The sequence below is a fragment of the Enterovibrio paralichthyis genome (assembly GCF_019209835.1).
Lineage (GTDB): Bacteria > Pseudomonadota > Gammaproteobacteria > Enterobacterales > Vibrionaceae > Enterovibrio > Enterovibrio paralichthyis.
Genome location: NZ_JAHUTS010000028.1, coordinates 1 through 22,078, shown reverse-complemented (window position 1 = coordinate 22,078; position 22,078 = coordinate 1). Strand labels below are relative to the sequence as shown.

Below are 22,078 nucleotides of genomic sequence, written 5' to 3'. Positions count from 1 at the left end.
GGATGCAGATTCAGTTTTCTAAAATGCATGGCCTTGGCAACGACTTTATGGTCGTTGACTGTGTGACCCAGAATGCCTATTTCTCACCAGAAATGATCCGTCGTCTGGCGGACAGAAACACCGGCGTAGGGTTTGATCAGCTGTTGGTGGTTGAGCCACCGTATGATCCGGAAAGTGATTTTCACTACCGGATTTTCAACGCAGACAGCAGTGAAGTGGAGCAGTGTGGTAATGGTGCGCGCTGCTTTGCCCGCTTTGTTCGCATGAAAGGGCTGACCAACAAACACCAAATCCACGTCAGCACCAAATCGGGCAAGATGGTTCTCAAAATCGACAGTGACGATCTGGTTACCGTCAACATGGGTGAGCCAATTTGGGTGCCGGCGAAAATCCCGTTCCGCGCAAATGCGGAAGAAAAAACCTATATTTTACGGGTAGAAGATAAAACCCTGTTTGTAGGTGCCGTCAGTATGGGCAACCCACATTGTGTGACTGTGGTGGAGAATGTCGATACCGCAGACGTGGAAACCCTGGGGCCGCTGGTGGAATCCCACGAGCGTTTTCCTGAGCGTGTGAACGCCGGTTTTATGCAGGTGGTATCGCGCAATGAAATCCGCCTTCGCGTCTACGAGCGCGGCGCGGGGGAAACCCAGGCGTGTGGCAGCGGTGCCTGTGCGGCGGTTGCTGTCGGTATTGTTCAGGGGTTGCTGGATGAATCTGTCACGGTAAACCTGCCGGGCGGTACGCTGCACATCCGCTGGAAAGGGCCGGGTCATCCGCTTTACATGACCGGACCTGCAACACACGTATACGATGGACACATAACAGTATGACTGAGCTTTCCAAGCTCGAGGGGCCACTTGCCGAGGCTTTGACCGAAGACGCAGTGGCCGCTTACCTGAAAGATAACCCTGATTTCTTTATCCGCCAGCCTTCGCTGGCGGCGCAACTTCGGATCCCCCACGCTGAGCGTGGCGCGGTCTCCTTGGTGGAAATCCAGCTTGGCCGCCTGCGCGAACGTGTCGGCGAGCTGGAAGAAGACATCACCCAACTGATGAGCATTGCGGCGGGGAACGAGAACCTGTTCCGCGCCTTTGCCAAAGCGCACAAAGCCCTGTTTGCGGCAGAGTCGGAAGACGATATTCACTGTGCTGTGCGTGAACTGGCAGCTTCCCTGAACCTTTCTGTCAGCCTGCGTTTGTTCGACCAGGGTCACCATGCCCTTGACCGCGCCAGTGTAGATGCCGTGAAAGCACAACACTTCTGTGGCCAGCGCATTTACCTTGGCCGGTTGCGCCGTACCGATGGCGAGCTGTTTGTCTCCCAGGCGCCGGAGCTGGGCTCCTACGCCCTGGTGCCGGTAGTCAAAGGTAAAGAGCTGGGCTTTCTGGCTTTTGCCAGCAAAGACGGCGGCCATTTCCAGCCCAGCATGGACACCCTGTTTGTTGAGCAGGTCGCCGAGCACATCGCCATCCTTCTTACCAAATGGCAGGCGGACCAATGAGTCTGCCCGCCAGTCTGGAAAAACCGCTGGCGCGATTCTTTGATTACATGATTCGCGAGCGGGGCCTCAGTCGCCACACCGAAACCAATTACCGCCAACAACTGACTGCCAGCGCTGAATTTCTGGTGAGCGTCGGTGTGACCGAATGGCGGGATGTGGATGCTACCTGGGTTCGCCAGATTGCCGCCCAGGCCAAGCGTGACAAACTCAAACCGGGCAGCATTGCCCTGCGTCTTTCATCGCTCAGAAGCTTCTTTGATTTTCTGGTGGCCGACGGGGTACTCAGTGCCAATCCGGCCAAAGGGGTGGCTGCGCCCAAGCAAGGACGTACCTTGCCGAAAAACCTCGATGTCGATGAAGTGAACCAGCTGCTTTCGGTTGATGCCGACGACCCATTGTCGGTGCGTGATCGCGCCATGATGGAGTTGATGTATGGCGCGGGTCTGCGCCTGTCTGAGCTGATTGGCCTGAATGTGCGTGATGTTGCGATGCGAAAGGGCGATTTGCGTGTCATCGGTAAGGGCGACAAAGAGCGCATTGTCCCCTTTACCGGCATGGCCAAAGAGTGGCTGATTAACTGGCTCAAGGTGCGTAACCAATTGCTCAAAGGGCCGGAAGAGGCGCTGTTTTTGTCCAAACTGGGCAACCGCATTTCGCCGCGCAGCGTCCAAAAACGCATGGCGGAATGGGGACAGAAACAGGCGGTCAGCAGCCATATCAACCCGCACAAACTGCGCCACAGCTTTGCTACCCATATGCTGGAGTCCTCTGGCGATCTGCGCGCGGTGCAGGAGTTGCTGGGGCATGCTGACTTGTCCACTACCCAGGTTTATACCCACCTCGACTTCCAGCATCTGGCAAAAGTCTACGATGCCGCGCACCCCAGGGCGCGCAAACGGAAAAGCGACAGCTAAGGCTAAGGAGCGCACATGAAGTTCTACCGCCGCTGGCAGCCGGTATCGGCACTGACCTTCGACTTGGACGACACCCTGTACGACAACCGGGTGGTGATTGTGCGCGCTGAAAACCTGCTGCTGGAATGGCTGGCAGCACGCTGCCCTGAAATGGCCGAATTTGACTGGCCGCAGTGGCAGGCAATGCGCGCCGAGGCAATTGCCGCGAATCCTTCCTTGATTGGCTTTGTTACAGAAATCCGCCGCGCTCAGTTGGGATTGGCCGCTAAGCGTTGCGGACTGAGCGACACGGAAGCCAAATCATTGGCCGATGACGGCGTCGCATTTTTTCTTCACGAGCGCAGCAACTTCACCGTACCGGATGAAGCCATGGACATCATGGACAAGTTGGCATCGCGCTATCCCATGGTGGCGATCACTAACGGCAACGTGGATTGCGACCGTCTCGGGCTGACCCCGCTGTTTGACAGTGTGTTGCAGGCGGGGCCAGATGGCGCTGCCAAACCGGATTTGGCGTTGTTTGCCAAGGCACAGTCCCAGTTAAAGGTGCCTGCCGGGCGTATCTTGCATGTCGGCGATCATCTGGTGGCAGATGTCCGTGGGGCGAAGCTGGCGGGATTCCGTGCCTGTTGGTTTAACGACACAAAAACGCCGCTGACATTGCAGCGGCGCGCTTCATTACTGCCGGATATCGAAATCACTCACCTTGGCGAGCTGCTGAGCCTACCGCTCGCGATTTAACCCAGTTATCAACCGCCGCCAAACCTGGGCCGAAAATCATGATCAACAGCAGCATCATGCCCCATAGCTGATGGTCAAAGAATCCCTTTGGCCACAGCGCCGGGTAGGAAATCACTGCCACCGCGTTAAGCACAAAAAGAGCCAGCGCGGTTGGGCGGCTTAAAAAGCCCACCGCCAACAATACAGGCAGGATAAGCTCCCCCGCCGTTGCCAGATAAGCTGCCATTTCCCATGGCAGGAAAGGCACCTGATACTCATATTCGAACAAAAACAGGGTGCTGTCCCAGCTGGCAAATTTGGTCTGCCCTGAGCGGAAAAAAATCCACGCAACCCACAGGCGTCCGATGAGCAGCAAAACCGGTACCAAAGGCTTGAGCAGGGATTCCATTACACTGTCCAGTTTGTTCAATACAGCAATCATGTTCAAATTCCTTTTTTATTTATTGGGCTACGAGGACAAAGTCGCTGAAGATGCCGCCCTGTATCACGCCGGACAGGTGTTGCAGCAGCGCCGGGTCAACGTCACCTAACGGTGATTGCTGACAGGCAAGGATCAGCTGGGCATCCTCTTCGGTTAAGGTTGATATCACCACACCTTCGGCCTGTTTCTGGACAAGCACGGTCTGTGGCTGGTTGATGTCTATTTTGGATAACGCTGTCTCGTCGTTATCACTGATGGCCTGCCACAAAACGCCAACCGCGTAATCGCTTGGCAATACCGCGACGGATGCAGGGCTTTGCAACTGGATAGCCGCGAAGGCTTCGTCTTCGACCTTCGCCAGCCTTTCCATTGGAAAGGGAGCGGGCATGGGGGCACGGCTGACGCACTGGATATGCCACTCCAGGGCTGCCATGTCGGCAAGGTATGGCACCGTTTCAACAATGTTGGGCAGTGACATGATGGTGTCGTTGAATCCCCCGCCATAGCTCTCGGCGCAGGCATCCGTCATGGGGTGGCTGAGCACGTGGTGGCGGGCAACCGCCTGAAAACATTCATCGCCCACCAGTGCATTCACCACGGGATACACAGCCTCCAGACACTCTGTCAGGGTCATCACAAAATTGTTTCGGTACACCTGCAGCAGCGCTTCCGGCTCCGCAACGCCTTCGCCAAGCGACAAGTCGTGCGGCTGGTAGTGCAACGCATCGCGAAACTGGTGTTGCAGTTCGGCAAGGTTTGGCGTGCTCATATCGCCTCCCTGCTAGGCGTTACCATCGACTGGATGATGTCATTGGCTTTTGCTGCTTCGGCCAGCAAGACTGCAGGGGCGGGAATGTCCCGGTCCCATTCAATCAGGGTGTGGCAAGCGCCATGGTGTGCAATCCATTTCCGGTAGAGATCCCACACAGGTTCGGAGACCGGCTGGCTGTGGGTATCAATCCAGATCTCCCCTTCATCCAGGGTCTTTTTGGTAAAACCGGCCAGATGAATTTCCTGCACCCAATCCGGATTGATGGCTGCAAGGTAGGAGTCTGTGTCAAAGTCATGATTAAAGGCGCTGACGTAAATGTTGTTCAAATCCAGTAACAGACCACAGCCGGTGCGTCTGGCTACCTCGGATAAAAACTCCCACTCAGGAATGGTGGAATGGGCAAAGCTTAAGTAGCTTGACGGGTTTTCAACCAGTATCTGACGGCCGAGATAGTCCTGTGTTACCTCGACATTGCGGCAAAAAACCGCCAGCGCCTCTTCCGTATATGGCAGGGGCAGCAAATCGTTGAAATAAGTGTTGTCAACCGAACTCCAGCTCAGGTGATCGGAAACAAACAGGGGATCGATTTCATCGACCAGAGTCTTCAGACGGGAAAGGTGGTGTGGGTTGACCGGGTCAACCGAACCCAACGACAAACCCACGCCGTGGCAGCTCACGGGATAACGGCGCCGCAAGGTACGCAGCGCCTTCGTGGCACTTGCGTGCGGCAGAAAAAAGTTCTCGCTGTGAACCTCCAGCCAGCCCATATCCGGGGTCTGCTCGAGGAAATAGTCGTGGTGGGGTTCTCTTAGTCCTACACCTACCCAGGGAGAAATCTGTTTCATGCCAAGCCTCGCTCGCCGGTTACCTGTGATAATGCGTGATTAAGATGAGGTGGTTGAACCGCCAACCAGACGATCACACAGGCCCTTTGGTACCACGATGAACGCATCTTTCTGTGCATCCTGGGTAGAAGTACCGGCGCAGGAGCTGGTGTTGGTCGCACAGTCGTTTTTACCGGCTTTGGCGACGCCATAGCATTTCTCTTTTTCTGCTGCCTGGGCAGGCGTGGTGGTGAGGGTCGTCGCACCCACAGCAAGCAGACTGGTTACAGCGGCAGCAACAGCAAAATTGGTCTTTTTCATGGTAAATCCTCTTTAGGCAGACTTTCGTCCTTTAATGATTAATAGAGTTGGCGTTCTATGCGCCAGCACAAACCAAGGGCGTGCTGATCTAAAAGATAGGAGTCCACAAAGAAAACTTTCGTTTGTAAGGATATTTTTTCGCCAAAATTGGCAGTGTGAGGGCGGGGGAGTGTCTTAATTTATTGATATCTAACAATTGGTGGTGATCTCATCCGCTGACATGCATCTGAGGGACATTGCGGGTATAATCCTCAACCAGTGTATAAATAACCAGTGAATGAAACGATGGACGTATCCCACCTGATTGACGGTTTGAATGACAAACAACGCGAAGCCGTGGCTGCGCCGCTTGGTAACTATCTGGTTCTGGCCGGTGCGGGCAGTGGTAAAACCCGGGTGTTGGTCCATCGTATTGCCTGGTTAATGCAGGTTGAGTATGCCTCGCCGTTTTCGGTGTTGGCGGTAACCTTTACCAACAAAGCCGCGGCAGAAATGCGTGGCCGTATTGAGCAGTTAATGCAGGGCACCGCGTCCGGGCTGTGGTGTGGCACGTTCCACGGTTTGTGTCACCGCATCCTGCGTGCGCACCATCTTGATGCCAACCTGCCGCAGGATTTTCAAATCCTCGATTCGGATGACCAACAACGCCTGCTGCGCCGTTTAATCAAGGCACAGAACCTGGATGAAAAACACTGGCCAGCGCGTCAGGCATCCTGGTACATCAACGCCAAGAAAGATGAAGGGCTGCGTCCACACCATATTGATGCCCAGTTCGATCCGGTTGAGAAAACCTGGCTGCGGGTTTACAGCGCCTATCAGGAAGCGTGTGACCGTGCCGGTCTGGTGGATTTTGCCGAGCTATTGCTGCGTTGCCACGAACTGCTGCGTGACAAAGTCCATATCCGCGAACACTACCAGGCCCGTTTCCAGCACATTCTGGTGGACGAATTCCAGGATACCAACAATATCCAGTATGCCTGGCTGCGTATGATGGCGGGCAACTCTGCCAAAGTGATGATTGTGGGTGATGATGACCAGTCCATCTACGGCTGGCGCGGGGCGAAAATCGAGAACATTTCCCGTTTCCTGCAGGACTTTCCGGGCGCAGAAACCATCCGTCTGGAGCAGAACTACCGCTCGACCGGCAACATCCTGAAAGCGTCTAACCACCTGATCGCCAATAACGCCGAGCGCATGGGCAAGAGCCTGTGGACGGAAGGCAAGGAAGGTGAATTAATCTCGGTATACAGTGCGTTCAACGAGTTGGACGAAGCACGCTTTGTGGTCGGCAAAATCAAAGCTTGGCAGGACGAAGGTGGCGCGTTGAATGACACCGCCATTTTGTACCGCAACAACGCCCAGTCCCGTGTGCTTGAAGAAGCCTTGATCCAGGCCGGACTGCCGTACCGCATTTACGGCGGCATGCGATTCTTCGAACGTCAGGAAATCAAAGATGCGCTGGCTTATCTTCGCATGATTGGCAACCGTTTTGATGATGCGGCGTTTGAGCGCGTGGTAAATACCCCGGCCCGTGGCCTGGGTGACCGCACCCTGGAAACCATCCGTCTTGCAGCGCGTGACCGCGGTGCAACCATGTGGGAAGCCAGTAACCAGCTTCTGGAAGAGCAAGCGCTGGCTGGCCGCGCCGCCAATTCCCTGCGCCGTTTTATCGAGCTGGTGAATGCCCTTGAGGATGACACCCGCGAAATGGCGCTGTTCCAGCAAACGGATTACGTTATCCAGCACTCCGGCCTACGTGCTATGTACGAAGCCGAGAAAGGCGAGAAGGCGCAGGCACGTATCGACAACCTTGAGGAACTGGTGACAGCAACCCGCCAGTTCGAGGTGCCGGAAGAGGTGCAGGATGAGATGTCACCGCTGTCAGCTTTCCTCTCCCATGCGGCGCTGGAAGCCGGTGAAGGACAGGCGGACGAATTTGACGATGCCGCACAGTTGATGACACTGCACAGTGCCAAGGGTCTCGAATTCCCAATGGTGTTTATGGTGGGTGTGGAAGAGGGCATGTTCCCAAGCCAGATGTCGGCGGAAGAAGCCGGCCGCCTGGAAGAAGAACGTCGTCTTTGCTACGTGGGTATGACCCGCGCGATGAAAAAGCTCTACATCACCTTTGCAGAAATGCGCCGCGTGTACGGTAAGGATATGTTCCACAAGGCGTCACGCTTTATCCGCGAGTTGCCGGAAGAGTGTCTGGAAGAAGTGCGCATGCGTGCCAAGGTGTCGCGCCCCGCAGCAGCGGCTGGCCGTTTCTCGTCAACCCAGACCCAGCAGAATTTCAACCAGACCGGTTTTGCCCTCGGCCAGCGCGTGCAGCATCCGAAATTTGGTGAAGGTACCATCATCAACTTTGAAGGCAGTGGTCAGCAAAGCCGGGTACAGGTTGCCTTTAACGGTGAAGGCATTAAATGGCTGGTGACCCAGTACGCCAAACTCGAAGCGCTGTAACGGCAATACAAACAAAAAAGGGTGGCATTTAGCCACCCTTTGCTATTTCCGCTGACGGATTATTTCACGCCCCAGGCGCTGGTCAGGCCGCTCAGCAGGGATTCACTGGCGCCTTCACCGGTCAGGTACTTGATGATCATCGGCGCAAATTTTTGCACCATGCCTGCGTCCATGCCGAGCAGGTTGAACACTTTATCCACGGATTCCAGGTTGGCCAGATTGCTGCCAAGACCCGCCGGGATCATGCCGGTCAGGGATTCCATGCCCGGTACCATTTTCAGAAGCTCGCTGCTTTGAGACTCACCCAAGGTCTGGTAAGCCATTGCCAGCATGGCACCGGCACCGCCCGCCGCCTGTTTGTCGTTAATATCCAGCCCTTTGCTTAGCAGAGAGGTGATCGGGTTTTCCGCCGCTTCGCTGTTTACGCCTTCCAACAGGTTGCTGGCTTCGCGGTTGGCTTCACCGAGCAGGTTCCCTAAATCCGTTGCCTGAGCTGGGAGGGTGGCGACACCCAACAATCCGCACAACATCAAAGCACTTACTTTTTTCATTCGCTGTCTCCTGAGCGCTAATTCGCAATTACCAGACCTTCACGTCTTGGGTCGGCACCGCCTTCCAGCGTGCCACTGTCGATAACAATACCGTGGATACCGGACGTTAAGTCACGAATATCGACCTTGTATCCCATGGCTTCAAGGGCTGGCTTAAAACTTTCTGCATCTGTCCCGGCTTCGAGATCGTAAGTGCCGAAGCGGTTGATGAGGTGAGGCAGGTCAATGGCGGCCTGGATATCCAGTCCCCAGTCGAGGTGGGCTATCAGCGCAGTGGCCACATAACCGATGATGCGGCTACCGCCCGGTGAGCCTACCGCCATGTAAGGTTTGCCATCACGCATAACAATAGTCGGTGACATGGATGAACGCGGGCGTTTCCCCGGCTCGATGCGGTTGGCAATGGGGTAACCATTCTGGTGGGTGGCAAAGGAGAAATCGGTCAGCTCGTTATTGAGCAGAAAGCCGCGGGTCATCAGGCGTGAACCAAAGCCGTTTTCGATGGTGGTGGTGATCGACACCACGTTGCCTTCTTTATCGACAATCGCAAAATGGCTGGTGGAGGGCAGCTCAATGGACTGGTCATCAGCAAGCTTGGGGGCGGCGATGGCATGGCTGAACTGTGGTTCGCCGGGTGACACCTCTGTCATCGCCCCTTCTGCCGGGATAAGCCCCGCCCGTGCTTCCAGATACGCCGGTGCCAGCAAGCCTTCGGTGGGGACGGGAACGAAATCGCTGTCGGCGATATAGCGGCCACGGTCAGCAAAGGCCAGACGCGAAGCATCGCCAATCAGACGCCAGCTTTCCGGGTTGTCTTTGCCCAGATTTTGCAGAGGGAAGTGGCTGAGAATGCCAAGGATTTGTCCCACTGTGATACCGCCGGATGTTGGGGGGCCCATGCCGCAAACGCGGTATTGATGGTAGGGGGCGCACACGGGTTTGCGTTCGATAACCTTATACTCAGCCAAATCGTCTTTGCTCAACACGCCCGGATTGCCTGCTGCGTTTTGAACGGTAGCGACGATGTCGTCGGCAATTTCTCCTTCGTAGAAGTTATCAATGTCTTCCGCAACCAGCTTGAGGGTGTTGGCGTAGTCTGGGTTGGTCAGACGCTGGCCGATAGTGAGCGGGTTGCCGTTGTCGTCAAAAAAGTACTGGTAAGTCGCAGGATAACGGCGCAGGCGTTCGGCATCCCCTTCAATCAGGGCAGCCAGACGCGGGGAAACTTCAAACCCGTTCTGCGCCAGCTCAATGGCCGGGGTCAATACAGTGCGCCAGGACAGCTTGCCGTATTTGGCGTGGGTGTCATGCATCAGGCGCACGGTGCCGGGCGTGCCGACCGACAAACCGCCGACCACCGCGTCATAAAACTTCAGCGGCTGGCCGTCGGCGTCGAGAAACAGGGTCGGTGTCGCTGCTTTAGGAGCGGTTTCCCGGCCGTCAAACGTGGTCAGGGCCTGTGCCTCGTTGTCCCAATACACCAAGAAAGCGCCACCACCGAGGCCGGAGCTTTGTGGTTCCACCAGGCCGAGTACGGTTTGCACGGCCACCATGGCATCAATGGCGTTACCGCCTGCTCGCAGCATGGCCTCACCGGCTTTACTGGCGAGCGGGTTGGCAGAGGCGACCATCCACTCTTTGCCTTTGACGCTTTTTCGCATCACGCTGCCGGTGGCAAGCTCCGGTGCAACGGCGTCGGTAACCTGACCTTCCGAGGTGGCATAGACAGGTGCAGAAAGCAGTGCAGATAAGGCGAGCGCCGGGAGAAAACGGGTCGGGGATAGTTTCATTCTCATTCCTTGTAGAGCGCAGACGGTTGGACTTTGAGTATAGACGCCCGATGCAAAATTGAAGTGTCGGTATTACGAGGCAAGGGTGCAGAGAATTGCTGATGAAGCAGTAAGATAGGGCTGTGATTGCATAATAAAAAAAGCGGCACCTGAGTACCGCTTCGACGCGCTGTTACGCTGTTTGACGCTGTTTCCTGCGGTTGCGTACCGCATCGAATATAAACACCGCCAGTGCCGTCCAGATAAAGGCAAAGGTGGTGGCTTTATCTGCAGTGAACGGCTCGTTGTAGAGCCCGACGGCCAACAGAAACATCATGCTGGGGCCGATGTACTGGAAAAAGCCCAGGGTGGACAGGCGAAGGATAGTCGCCGCGCCGTTAAAGCAAAGCAGTGGCAGGGTGGTGACTACCCCGGCTGCAATCAATAACAGGTTCAGGCTGGTCGGATTGTTAAACATGTTTGACGAGGCGCTGTCGGCAATCATCAGCAAATATACCAGCGCGACCGGCAACAGGACGGCCGTTTCAATAAACAGGCCGGTGGCGGCATCCACACTGATTTTTTTGCGGATAAGACCATAGCAGCCAAAGCTGGAGGCCAGTACCAGTGCCACCCATGGCAGGGAGCCAAAGGTGATCACCTGTACCGCCACGCCAATGAAAGCCAGTGCGACAGCGACCCACTGCAGCTTGCGGAACCGCTCACCGAGGAACACCATGCCGAGCACCACGTTGATCAGCGGGTTGATGTAATAACCCAGGCTCGCATCCAGCATGTGGTTGTTATTCACCGCCCAGATGAAAATCAGCCAGTTGGCGGCAATGACCACCGCGCTGACTGTCAGCAGCATCAGCCGTTTGGTGTCTTTTATCAGCCAGCGCACTTTGCCCATGCTACCGGTGAAATACAAAATCAGCGCCAGGAAGAAAAACGACCAGATAATGCGGTGAACCAACACTTCCGGCGCAGGCACGCCATTAAGGGCTTTGAAATAGAGCGGGGCGATCCCCCACATGATATAGGCGCCGAGGGCGAGCAATATGCCGCGGCGGGTCTGTTGTGCTTCGTCAGTCACTGCAAATTCTCATTAATCCAAACAGAAAAGAGCAAAAACCGCCGGGAAGGCGGTCAGGGCAGCGAAAAGAAGGGGAGTGACGCGGCGGGTTTGGTGAACAGACCGACATCCGTATCATCGGTAAACGTTTTTGCTGCCAAGGCCAGTATATGGGCAACCTTCCATGAAGCACACATTTTCTCTGAACAATCCGATGAGAAAAATTGAAGCGTCACTTCGACGTTGTTGACCTTTTATCCCCGCCGTCCTGCGTTTAGAATGAGCGGCTATTCGATGATGAGAGGCTCTATGACCGCGACCGATTCGGCCGAAATTACGCCACAATGCACCCAAGACGAAGCTGTACTGCAGAAGGTGTTCGGCTACCACAGCTACCGCGACGGTCAGAAGGAAATCATCGACGCCGCCATTACCGGCCATGACTCATTGGTCATCATGCCAACCGGCGGTGGTAAGAGCCTCTGCTATCAAATTCCTGCGCTGGTGCGCGACGGGCTGACGGTGGTGATCTCACCGCTTATCTCCCTGATGAAAGATCAGGTCGACCAACTGCTCGCTAACGGTGTGCAGGCAGCATGCCTCAATTCCGCCATGACCCCGGAAGCCCAGTCTGACACATGGCAGGCGCTGAAAAACGGCACATTGAAATTGCTGTACGTCTCGCCGGAAAGGGTGCTGATGCGCGATTTTATCGAGCGTTTGCAGTCTGTCACCCTGGCCTTGATTGCGGTGGATGAAGCGCACTGTATTAGCCAGTGGGGACACGATTTCCGCCCTGAGTATGCCCAGCTTGGCAGCCTGAAACAGCATTTTCCCAATGTGCCCGTCATGGCGCTGACAGCCACCGCTGATGACACCACGCGCCAGGATATCTGCCAGCGTCTGGCATTGGCCGATCCGCATGTTTACCTCGGCAGCTTCGATCGCCCCAATATCCGCTACACCCTGATTGAAAAACACAAACCGCTGGCACAACTGACCCAGTTCCTTGCCACCCAAAGTGGCCAGAGCGGGATTGTGTACTGCAACAGCCGCAAACGGGTAGAGCAGGTGGCGGAAAAGCTGATTGACGGCAACATCCGTGCGGCGGCCTACCATGCCGGCATGACCAATGAGCAGCGCGCCTGGGTACAGGAAGCGTTCCAGCGCGATGACGTACAAATCGTGGTGGCGACAGTGGCGTTCGGCATGGGGATCAACAAACCCAACGTACGCTTTGTGGTGCACTACGACATTCCGCGCAACATCGAATCCTACTACCAGGAAACCGGCCGCGCCGGGCGTGACGGTTTGCCCGCAGAAGCAGTGATGCTTTATGACCCGTCTGATCTCGGCTGGCTGCACCGCTGTCTGGAAGAAAAACCGGACGGGCCGCAAAAACAGGTGGAAAGCCACAAGCTCAATGCCATGGGCGCGTTCGCTGAGGCGCTGACCTGCCGACGCCTGGTGCTGCTGAACTATTTCGGCGAATACCGCAACCAGCCTTGTGGCAACTGCGATGTCTGCCTTGACCCGCCTACTCTGTTTGATGCCACTGAACAGGCGCAAAAAGCGCTTTCCTGTGTCTACCGCGTCAACCAGAGCTTTGGTGTTGGCTACACCGTTGAGGTGCTGCGCGGGATGCAGAACCAGCGTATTAAAGAACATGGACACGACAAGATCAGCACCTATGGTCTGGGGAAAGAATTCAGCCACGAATACTGGGTCAGCATTTTCCGTCAGCTTATCCATCGTGGTTATCTGGTACAGAACATTGCCCGAAGCTCGGTGCTTCAGCTAACCGAAGAAGCGCGCCCAGTGCTGCGCGGCGAAGTGGCCTTGGAGCTTGCAGTGCCAAGACTGGGTCTGGCACCGCGCACCAAGGCAGACAAGCTCGGCAAGCGCAATTACGACAAGAAGCTGTTTGCCAAACTGCGCAAGCTGCGTAAAGCGATTGCCGATGAGGAAGATATCCCGCCATACGTGGTGTTTAACGACGCCACCCTGATCGAAATGGCAGAGATGATCCCAACCTCACAGGGCGAAATGCTGGCGGTAAACGGCGTCGGTCAGCGCAAGCTGGAGAAATACGGCGATGTGTTCCTTGATGTGATTGAAGATCACATCACCCTCAACCACAGTGAATCCCATTATGGATAATGCGTTCTGCTTTGAGCGTCCGATGCTGGATGCCGCGTCAGGAAGAGTGTCATTGGTGGCTGATACACTCGATTTTGACAATGCCGATGCGCACCTTGCCGCGTTTTGCCAACTGATAGGTGCTACTGCCAAGGAAAAGCAGACTGACGCAGACTTGCTGAGCTGGCTGGTGGATTTTGAAGGCGTCGCCTTTATGCTGCGCGCTGAGCATTACAGCGCCTGCGTCTGGCTGGAAAAGCTTGGCGCAGAGGGCGATGAAGAACTGCAGTTTTTGCATACCTGGCTTGCCCGCCAACTCGCTAAATAGCGCTAATCTTCAGAAGTTGGCAAGCGGTAAAATTGCTGTATAATTCGCCACCCTAGTAAGGCGCTGGATAACAAAATCCAGTGAATGAGTAATTTGGGTTCCCTCGCCCCCAATGACAAAAAGGTTCACAATGAGCACTTTTACACCCGCGCAACAGCGCAAAGCCCTCTCTTATCTGGTGGTCTTCCATCTGATCATCATTGCATCCAGTAATTACCTGGTTCAGCTGCCATTCACCATTTTCGGGTTTCACACCACTTGGGGTGCGTTTACCTTCCCGTTTATCTTTTTGGCAACCGATCTGACTGTCCGTATCTACGGCGCAGGTATGGCACGTCGCATCATCTTTTCGGTGATGGTACCGTCGCTGCTGATTTCCTATGTGTTGTCCGTGCTTTTCTATCAGGGACAATACCAGGGACTGGCGCACCTGACCGAGTTCAACCTGTTTGTCGCGCGTATCGCGATTGCCAGCTTTATGGCCTACCTCTTGGGTCAAATTCTGGATATCCACGTTTTCAACCGTCTGCGTCAGACTAAACAATGGTGGGTAGCTCCAAGCTGTTCAACCTTGTTTGGTAACGCGATTGATACACTGGCCTTCTTCGCGATTGCGTTCTACAACAGCCCTGATGCCTTTATGGCGCAGAACTGGGTGGAAATCGCGCTGGTGGATTATGCCTTCAAGCTGGTGATCAGCCTTGGCCTGTTCGTGCCTATGTATGGTGTGTTGCTGAACTACATCATCCGCCGCATTACCCAGGTCAATGGCGCGCTGGAAACCAAAGTGGTGTAAACGCCATTTTGCGATAAGATATTGAGGGAAAGAGAGCCGGTCGCAAGACTGGCTTTTTTTATGTTTTCTATACTGAAACCACGAGCGTCTTGGCGCTATTCATACCCGCCGGATTTATCTGCGTCGAAAAGGAAAGCGGTGGGTATCTATACCTAAACGACCTGAAGATGCTCGTATTCAGAGGTCATCAATACGTTCAATTCAAGGCAAATTTTACGTGGAATAGTCGTTCTATTTCCGTGGAATTTAACGAAGAAGTGGGCGCATTGATGGCCTCCCTTTGGGCGAATTGACTGACGCCGTGCTCTTTGTTGTTCCTTTTTGATGGAGGTGACTACACCTACAAAGGAACGCCGCGATCACAACGTCAGTCAATCTCGCTGAATCCTGCCTCTTCAGGTTGTTTAGGTATATAAAGGACATTCCCATGATTATTCGAGAAGGCACCCTGGCAGAAGCCGTAGAGGTGCTCCATAAAATTGATGAACTGGCGCAAAAGGAATCCCTGGAAGCGCTGAAAAAGCGCATTGGTGATAAGCCTTCACTGGTATTGGTGGCGGACTTGGACGGTGAGCTTTGCGGCGTGAAGATCGGTTATCAGTTGGATGACGATTGTTTTTACAGTTGGCTGGGTGGCGTGACCAAAAGCGGGCGCCGCCGCGGCATTGCACAGGCCCTGCTGCATGCGCAGGAGCGCTGGGTGGCCAAGCATGGCTATACCAGCCTTCGGGTAAAATCCCGCAACTGTTTTGCCGGTATGCTCTGTTTGTTACTGAATAACCACTACCAGGTAGAGCACCTGGAAAAGAAAGACACTCTTGACCAGTACCGCCTACATTTTGTGAAGAAAATCACACCAGCAGACTGAGTCTGGGAAAAAAGGATTGGAATGCTTGCCAAATGCTAATGAGAATGGTTATTATTTAACTGTTCCGGGGCAATGGCTCATTTTGCCCTTGAACGCACGACATTGCTCACATTGCTTCCAGTAAGTTTATTAGCATTTTCTGATGCAGGCGACGCCAATTAGGCGTCGCTTTTTTCTTTGTATCGAAAGTGGGCGATCACGCCAGATCGATCAGTTTCTGAACCAGCTTGCTGATCCCTGCATTAGCCTCACTGACCGAGGTGGCCAGCATATAGGCGGGTGTGGAAAGCAACCGACGGCTTTGATCCAGCACGAAATCATCCACCGGGCAGTCAATGTGCTCGCCACCCATGGCATTGAACGCCGCAGAGACTTCCGGATCATTGCCGATAGTGCCTTTGGCGCCATTGCCATACACCGACGGGATCAGTATCGGGGAAATGCAGACATAGCCTGCAGGCTTTTCGGCAGTGGCGAATGCCTTACACACCCGCAGGACGTTTTCGTCCACATCCAGATTGACCCCCTTTGATGCAAAAGAGCTGAGGTTTTTGGCGACGCCAAAGCCTCCGGGCAATAACAGGGCATCAAAATGATTGGGATTCAGTTCGCTGATCGCCTGGATATTGCCACGTGCAATGCGCGCAGATTCCTGCAGCACGTTCCGGTTGGCGGCCATTTCTTCGCCTGCTGCGTGGTTAACCACGTGAAACTGGTCGATATCCGGGGCGAAGCAGTGCCAGCTTGCGCCATTTTGCTCAATTGCCAGCAATGACAGCACGGATTCATGGATTTCTGCGCCATCATAGAAGCCACAACCTGACAAAATCACCGCTACTTTTTTCATCTTCCCTTCCTCGATAGTTGAGTCTGTTTGTCTGCCAATTAGACCATGGAAGGATAGTTTATGAACAAAACGGCGAGGAAATGAATCTACCTGGATCACAGAGTGATATTTGACGGAAAGAAATTTGTTCCGCAGAGGTGGAGCCAATCAGGAATTTCTTTTTCCACAACAGATGATCGGAGATCGATCCTGATCATGATCAATGACTTACATTTAAAGTATTAAAAAATAAGCAATTAATTTTAAGTTCTAAGGCGTTTATGAAATCGATCTAAACGCGAGAAAATAAATACCAACAAACTTATCCACAGTGAGGGCGAGGCGTTTTCGGCATCACGGCATTTATTCACAGGGCCAGGGGAAGCAAAGATTTACGGTGCCAGCGGGAGCGGCTTGGCAAAATCTCAGGTTAACAGTGGCGGTAAGTCATGGCATCCTAACCCATCCATCATTATCCGGTTAGCTTATAACGTTATGGCGACGACTTCTGATAACCCGTTGATCCTGGTCGACGGTTCCTCTTACCTCTACCGTGCATACCATGCCTCCCCAAATCTGACTAACGCCAAAGGCGAGCCAACCGGCGCCGTCTACGGGGTGGTTAACATGTTGCGCAGTTTGGTAAAACAATACCCTGCATCCAACGTGGCAGTGATTTTTGACGCCAAGGGGAAAACATTCCGTGATGACATGTATCCGGAATATAAAGCCCACCGTCCGCCAATGCCGGACGATCTGCGCGGTCAAATTGCGCCGCTGCATCAGATCATCGAAGCCATGGGCTTTCCGATGCTGGTGATCGAAGGCGTTGAAGCAGATGACGTTATCGGCACCTTGGCAACTCAGGGTTCAAAAGCGGGCATGCCGGTACTGATCAGCACCGGTGATAAGGACATGGCGCAGTTGGTGGACGAAAATGTCACCCTGATCAACACCATGACCAATGTGATCATGACGCCGCAGGGTGTGCACGATAAATATGGCTTTGGCCCGGAATACATCATCGACTATCTGGCACTGATGGGCGACAAGGTGGATAACATTCCAGGCGTACCAGGTGTGGGTGAAAAAACCGCAACGGCACTGATTGCCGGTATCGGTGGCCTGGAAGAGCTTTATGCCAACCTGGACAAAATTGCCGATCTTGGCTTCCGTGGTTCAAAAACCATGGCGAAGAAGCTGGAAGAGAACAAAGAGAATGCGTATCTCTCTTACCGTCTGGCCACCATCAAGCTTGACTGTGAACTGCCGTTCAAACCGGAAGAGCTGACCAACCGTGCGGCAGACAACGACAAGCTGGTGGAGTTGTTCACCGAGCTGAATTTCAAACGCTGGCTGGCCGAAGCGCAAAATGGCGCGGCGGGCATTGATGCCATCGGTGAAAGTGCGGGCACGAGAGCGCAAAGCAGCGCGGCTGCACCGTCTGCATCAGGCAATACAGCGCCGAGCTTTGAAGCGGCCGCTATCGATCGCAGCAAATATGAAACCATCCTGACTGAAGAGGCGTTTAACGCCTGGATGGAAAAGCTGCGTAAGACAGACGTTGTTGCCTTTGATACTGAAACCGACAGCCTGGATTACATGGAAGCCAACCTGGTGGGTATTTCCTTCGCCGTAGCAGAAGGTGAAGCGGCGTACTTGCCATTGACCCATGACTATCTGGATGCACCGAAGCAGCTGGACAGAGATTGGGTTCTGGCCGAGATGAAAGGGTGGCTGGAAGATGCAGGCGCTCTGAAAGTGGGGCAAAACCTCAAGTATGACGCCAGTGTATTGGCGCGTTACGACATCGCAATGCGCGGCATCGCCTACGACACCATGCTTGAGTCCTACGTGTTTAACAGCGTGGCGGGCAAGCATGACATGGACAGCCTGGCGATGCGTTACCTGCAGCATAAGTGCATCAGTTTTGAAGAGATTGCCGGTAAGGGTAAAAAGCAGCTGACCTTCAACCAGATTGAAATGGATCAGGCGGCGCCCTATGCCGCGGAAGATGCCGATGTCACCTTGCGTCTGCACAATGCCCTGATGGCACAGCTTAACAATGACGACAAACTGAAAGTCATTTTCGAGCAGTATGAAATGCCGCTGGTGCCAGTGCTGTCGCGTATGGAGCGCCATGGTGTTCTGATCAGCGCGGAAATGCTGGCCAAGCAATCCAAAGAAATCGCCGTCCGTCTCGATGAGCTGGAAAAGCAGGCCTTTGAACTGGCGGGCGAAGAGTTCAACCTCAGCTCCCCGAAACAGCTTCAGGTAATCCTGTTCGAGAAAATGGGCTTGCCAGTCGTGAAGAAAACCCCGTCTGGCACCCCATCGACCAACGAAGAAGTACTGCAGGAGCTGGCGCTCGACTATCCGTTGCCAAAGTGCATTCTGGAGTACCGTGGTCTGGCGAAACTGAAATCTACTTACACTGATAAGCTGCCGAAGATGGTGAAACCGGCGACCGGCCGCGTGCATACTTCTTACCATCAGGCTGTCACCGCAACCGGCCGTCTGTCATCGACCGATCCGAACCTGCAGAACATTCCAATCCGCAATGAAGAAGGCCGTCGTATCCGTCAGGCATTTATCGCCCCTGCGGGTAAAACCATTCTGGCGGTCGACTACTCGCAAATTGAACTGCGCATTATGGCGCACCTGTCCGGTGACGAAGCCCTGATTGATGCTTTCCGCCACGGCAAGGATATTCATGCGGCCACTGCCGCTGAAGTGATGGGGATCGACATCAGCGATGTGACGTCAGAAATGCGTCGCCGTGCCAAGGCAATCAACTTTGGCCTGATTTACGGCATGAGTGCATTTGGTTTGGCGAAGCAGCTCGGCATTCCACGTGGTGAAGCGCAGCAATATATGGAACGCTACTTCGAGCGTTACCCTGGTGTGCGCCAGTATATGGAGAACACCCGACTGCAGGCCGCAGAGCAGGGCTATGTGGAAACCATCTTTGGCCGCCGTCTGCACTTGCCGGAAATCAAGTCCAGCAACGCCATGCGCCGCAAGGGCGCGGAACGTGCCGCAATCAACGCCCCGATGCAGGGTACGGCGGCAGACATCATTAAACGCGCGATGATTTTGGTCGATGCGTGGATCCAGCAACAGCCGGCAGGACGTGTTGCCCTGATCATGCAGGTACACGATGAACTGGTGCTGGAAGTGGAAACTGATCATTTGTCGGAAGTCGAACAACAGATCACCAAACTGATGGAATCAGCTGCCATACTGGAAGTTCCGTTGGTGGCAGACTCTGGAAGCGGCGTTAACTGGGACGATGCCCACTAATCCTTCCTGTTGAGTGAGAGAATACTCACGATTTGACTTAAATTTCTATGCGAAAAAAGCCTGTTTTTACAGGCTTTTTTATCGCCTGGATGAAACAAAGTGAATACAAAAGGCGCGAGATTTTTAAATTTGATGAAAAAAAACTACGTAAAGGGTTTTCTTAATCGAGCATTTGATATACAGTAACAGACGTAGGGTACAGAGGTAAGATGTTCTATCTTTCAGACCTTTTGTTTCACGTTATTGGATTTAGCTGATTCAGCAGCCCCGGTTGACGAATGTCAACCGGGGCATTTTTTATTGTGCAATACACCCACCTGCCAACACTATTCTTTGAATCTTATGCTTAATTAAAACAAAGGCTTAAGCGTGTATTTTAAGGCTTGGTTGTATTTTGTTACGTTTAATTAGAGTAATTACTTTAAATTGAAGGCAAGAGCATTATAATGATGACTGCTTCTTGTTCTTGATGTGATGGAGCCGCCTGAAACCAATTGTCAGGCATCGTGCTCTCACGTTATTTATGGCCGGACTGAGTGATCAGTGCGGTCTTTTTTTATCCAATCAATCCTGTAATTCAGTTCCAATCTTGGATGACGCAGAATTGATACAAAAAGTTTAATATTTTTCGAAGATAAATAAGTTGGGCGGAAGCAACCAAACACAAGAAAGATCAGTGTGTTGTGTTTTTTGATATAACTATATGCCTGATTACTAAGGCGAAGATGAAGAATGTTCGGGCAGGGTTAGCTTGCGGGTTTGGCGTTTATCGCTGACACTAATTCCATAACGATTATAAGAACCTCCTATTTCTCTCCCGTTACCCCACCTTCACAGGTGGGGTTTTTATTATCCAGAGGGTTACTCCTGACTTTCGCCAGCCTCACCATCTTCCGGCAGCAGGTCAACAGCCAGCATTGGCTGGTACCAGCCATCCAGCTTTTTACGCAGTTTGTCGACACCGATCCCTTTCAGGGATGAGTAAAGCTCGACCTGCACATCACCACCAAAGTCCACAGCCGCTTCACGGACTTTTGCCAGTTGAGCCTTTTGCGCACCGCTTTTTAGCTTGTCACATTTGGTCAACAGCGCCATGACCGGCAAATTGCAGTCAACCGCCCAGAAGATTAAATCCTGATCCAGGTCTTTCAGCGGGTGACGAATGTCCATCAGCACCACAAGACCTTTGAGTTGATCACGTTTTTGCAAATATTCGCCCAGCGATTTTTGCCACTTTTTCTTCATCTCCAAGGGCACTTGCGCGTAACCGTATCCTGGCAAGTCAACGATGTGGCACCCTTCATCCACTTTAAACAGGTTGATCAGCTGCGTGCGTCCTGGCGTTTTACTGGTTTTCACCAGGCTTTTCTGGTCGCAGAGGCGGTTAATGGAACTGGATTTCCCTGCATTTGAACGGCCAGCAAACGCGACTTCGATCCCGGTGTCGTGAGGCAGGTGTCGAATGTCAGGTGCGCTGGTAATAAAGTGGGTTTTTCGATAGTTGAGTGAAGAATTCACTGTTAACTCCGTCTCGACTTTATGTAGTCGACTGATTACTTTTATGTGAAATTGTGTAAAATGACCGTGCTCGGTTTTTGCTCGATGATTGTATCATGATGGCGTGGGCATCGTGGTATTGGAAGCTTGATAATTATAAATGGAATGTCATGAAGAGATTAGCGCTACTACTCACTTTATTCGCGAGCTTTACTGCCTTTGCTCAAGGCGATGCAGAAGCAGGTAAAGCAAAATCAGCCACTTGTGCCGCTTGTCATGGTGCTGACGGTAACAGCGTCATTCCCGCCAACCCAGTACTTGCCGGCCAGCATGAAAAATATCTGCTCAAACAGCTGCAAGAATTTAAGCTCGGCGCCACTACCGGTGGTGAGCAGGGTCGCTACAATGCCGTGATGGCAGGTATGGTGGCACCACTGAATGAGCAGGACATGGCAGATCTTGCTGCCTACTTCGCCTCTCAAACCGCCAAACCTGGCAGTACGCCTGAATCTTCGATTGATATTGGTGAAGAGCTTTACATGGCCGGTAACAAAGACCGCGGCATAGCAGCATGTGTTGCCTGTCACGGCCCTCGCGGTAACGGTACGCCATTGTCTGGCTTTCCGAAAATCTCAGGTCAGCATGCCGACTACATCAAGGCTCAACTTATGGCGTTTCGTGATGGCCAACGTAACAATGACCTCAACGGGATGATGCGCATTGTGGCGAGCAAAATGTCGGACAAAGAAATTGACGCGATTTCGAAATACGTCGGCGGTCTTCACTGATAACCCGCGCTTTAACAGCACATCAAAGTGATTAGAAAAGGCAGCTCAGGCTTAATGCCAGTCAGTTAAGCTGACTGGCTTTCTTTTTATTGGGGTATTTCTTTGCCTTAGGCTTCACGGCTCTCGGGTATATTCGATCTTCTCGCTTAATGGGCAACACATGATGTATCGCCTCCTC

At 53.4% G+C, this 22,078-nt stretch carries 21 protein-coding genes; 12 read left to right on the top strand and 9 right to left on the bottom strand.

The features are described from left to right. Positions 1–2: 2 nt before the first annotated feature. The 4 genes from dapF to KU854_RS21390 are packed head-to-tail and all read left to right on the top strand — an operon-like array spanning position 3 to position 3,159. A complete protein-coding gene (gene dapF, locus KU854_RS21405) occupies positions 3–833 on the top strand; it encodes a diaminopimelate epimerase (RefSeq protein ID WP_218360359.1) in 831 nt (276 codons plus the stop codon). Then, the gene (locus KU854_RS21400; protein WP_218360358.1) at positions 830–1,504 is read left to right on the top strand and encodes a DUF484 family protein; all 675 of its coding nucleotides are present in this window, start codon (positions 830–832) and stop codon (positions 1,502–1,504) included. The genes dapF and KU854_RS21400 overlap by 4 nt, the downstream gene beginning before the upstream one ends. Further along, positions 1,501–2,418, top strand: coding sequence for a tyrosine recombinase XerC (gene xerC, locus KU854_RS21395; RefSeq protein WP_218360357.1), 918 nt, complete (start codon positions 1,501–1,503; stop codon positions 2,416–2,418). Before KU854_RS21400 ends, xerC begins: the two co-directional genes overlap by 4 nt. Positions 2,419–2,433: 15 nt before the next feature. Beyond that, positions 2,434–3,159 (top strand): HAD-IA family hydrolase, encoded by a 726-nt coding sequence (locus tag KU854_RS21390; RefSeq protein WP_218360356.1) that lies wholly within the window; start codon positions 2,434–2,436, stop codon positions 3,157–3,159. Here KU854_RS21390 and KU854_RS21385 read toward each other — a convergent pair. The 4 genes from KU854_RS21385 to KU854_RS21370 are packed head-to-tail and all read right to left on the bottom strand — an operon-like array spanning position 3,116 to position 5,497. Beyond that, positions 3,116–3,580 carry a DoxX family protein gene (locus KU854_RS21385; protein ID WP_218360355.1) on the bottom strand — a complete coding sequence of 155 codons (465 nt, stop codon included), beginning with the start codon at positions 3,578–3,580 and terminating at the stop codon, positions 3,116–3,118. The genes KU854_RS21390 and KU854_RS21385 overlap by 44 nt on opposite strands. Before the next feature lie 19 nt (positions 3,581–3,599). Next, complete coding sequence (locus KU854_RS21380) at positions 3,600–4,349, bottom strand: HvfC/BufC N-terminal domain-containing protein (RefSeq protein WP_218360354.1); 750 nt, start codon at positions 4,347–4,349, stop codon at positions 3,600–3,602. After that, positions 4,346–5,197, bottom strand: coding sequence for an MNIO family bufferin maturase (gene bufB / locus KU854_RS21375; RefSeq protein WP_218360353.1), 852 nt, complete (start codon positions 5,195–5,197; stop codon positions 4,346–4,348). Before bufB ends, KU854_RS21380 begins: the two co-directional genes overlap by 4 nt. Positions 5,198–5,236: 39 nt before the next feature. Continuing rightward, a complete protein-coding gene (locus KU854_RS21370; RefSeq protein ID WP_218360352.1) occupies positions 5,237–5,497 on the bottom strand; it encodes a BufA1 family periplasmic bufferin-type metallophore in 261 nt (86 codons plus the stop codon). Between the two features lie 285 nt (positions 5,498–5,782). On the opposite strand from KU854_RS21370, the gene uvrD reads away from it, so the two are divergent. Further along, complete coding sequence (gene uvrD, locus KU854_RS21365; protein ID WP_218360351.1) at positions 5,783–7,960, top strand: DNA helicase II; 2,178 nt, start codon at positions 5,783–5,785, stop codon at positions 7,958–7,960. A 59-nt stretch (positions 7,961–8,019) separates the two neighbouring features. Here uvrD and KU854_RS21360 read toward each other — a convergent pair whose 3' ends face one another. The 3 genes from KU854_RS21360 to rarD all read right to left on the bottom strand — a co-directional run bounded on the left by KU854_RS21360 (position 8,020) and on the right by rarD (position 11,316). Then, positions 8,020–8,511 (bottom strand): DUF2780 domain-containing protein, encoded by a 492-nt coding sequence (locus KU854_RS21360; RefSeq protein WP_218360350.1) that lies wholly within the window; start codon positions 8,509–8,511, stop codon positions 8,020–8,022. A gap of 17 nt (positions 8,512–8,528) precedes the next feature. Beyond that, positions 8,529–10,301: a gamma-glutamyltransferase gene (gene ggt, locus KU854_RS21355; RefSeq protein ID WP_218360349.1), complete on the bottom strand. Its 1,773-nt coding sequence runs from the start codon at positions 10,299–10,301 to the stop codon at positions 8,529–8,531. Positions 10,302–10,473: 172 nt separating this feature from the next. Then, complete coding sequence (gene rarD, locus KU854_RS21350; protein ID WP_418885871.1) at positions 10,474–11,316, bottom strand: EamA family transporter RarD; 843 nt, start codon at positions 11,314–11,316, stop codon at positions 10,474–10,476. 348 nt (positions 11,317–11,664) lie between these two features. On the opposite strand from rarD, the gene recQ reads away from it, so the two are divergent. The 4 genes from recQ to KU854_RS21330 all read left to right on the top strand — a co-directional run bounded on the left by recQ (position 11,665) and on the right by KU854_RS21330 (position 15,486). After that, positions 11,665–13,515, top strand: a complete 1,851-nt coding sequence (gene recQ, locus KU854_RS21345; protein ID WP_218360347.1) for an ATP-dependent DNA helicase RecQ — start codon at positions 11,665–11,667, stop codon at positions 13,513–13,515. Beyond that, positions 13,508–13,822, top strand: coding sequence for a DUF3630 family protein (locus KU854_RS21340; RefSeq protein ID WP_255555675.1), 315 nt, complete (start codon positions 13,508–13,510; stop codon positions 13,820–13,822). Before recQ ends, KU854_RS21340 begins: the two co-directional genes overlap by 8 nt. A 130-nt stretch (positions 13,823–13,952) precedes the next feature. Beyond that, positions 13,953–14,618, top strand: coding sequence for a 7-cyano-7-deazaguanine/7-aminomethyl-7-deazaguanine transporter (locus tag KU854_RS21335; protein ID WP_054780066.1), 666 nt, complete (start codon positions 13,953–13,955; stop codon positions 14,616–14,618). A 427-nt stretch (positions 14,619–15,045) separates the two neighbouring features. Then, positions 15,046–15,486 carry a GNAT family N-acetyltransferase gene (locus KU854_RS21330; protein WP_218360346.1) on the top strand — a complete coding sequence of 147 codons (441 nt, stop codon included), beginning with the start codon at positions 15,046–15,048 and terminating at the stop codon, positions 15,484–15,486. 196 nt (positions 15,487–15,682) lie between these two features. On the opposite strand, the gene elbB is transcribed toward KU854_RS21330, so the two are convergent. Beyond that, the gene (gene elbB / locus KU854_RS21325) at positions 15,683–16,333 is read right to left on the bottom strand and encodes an isoprenoid biosynthesis glyoxalase ElbB (RefSeq protein WP_218360345.1); all 651 of its coding nucleotides are present in this window, start codon (positions 16,331–16,333) and stop codon (positions 15,683–15,685) included. A 474-nt stretch (positions 16,334–16,807) separates the two neighbouring features. On the opposite strand from elbB, the gene polA reads away from it, so the two are divergent. After that, positions 16,808–19,615, top strand: a complete 2,808-nt coding sequence (polA, locus tag KU854_RS21320; RefSeq protein ID WP_218360390.1) for a DNA polymerase I — start codon at positions 16,808–16,810, stop codon at positions 19,613–19,615. A 209-nt stretch (positions 19,616–19,824) separates the two neighbouring features. After that, positions 19,825–19,872: a small protein SpfP gene (gene spfP, locus KU854_RS25210; RefSeq protein ID WP_438356882.1), complete on the top strand. Its 48-nt coding sequence runs from the start codon at positions 19,825–19,827 to the stop codon at positions 19,870–19,872. Positions 19,873–20,476: 604 nt separating this feature from the next. Here spfP and yihA read toward each other — a convergent pair. Then, positions 20,477–21,133, bottom strand: a complete 657-nt coding sequence (yihA, locus tag KU854_RS21315) for a ribosome biogenesis GTP-binding protein YihA/YsxC (RefSeq protein ID WP_218360344.1) — start codon at positions 21,131–21,133, stop codon at positions 20,477–20,479. 149 nt (positions 21,134–21,282) lie between these two features. Between yihA and KU854_RS21310 the strand changes: the two genes are divergently transcribed. Continuing rightward, positions 21,283–21,900: a c-type cytochrome gene (locus tag KU854_RS21310; RefSeq protein WP_218360343.1), complete on the top strand. Its 618-nt coding sequence runs from the start codon at positions 21,283–21,285 to the stop codon at positions 21,898–21,900. The last annotated feature ends 178 nt before the right edge of the window (positions 21,901–22,078 follow it).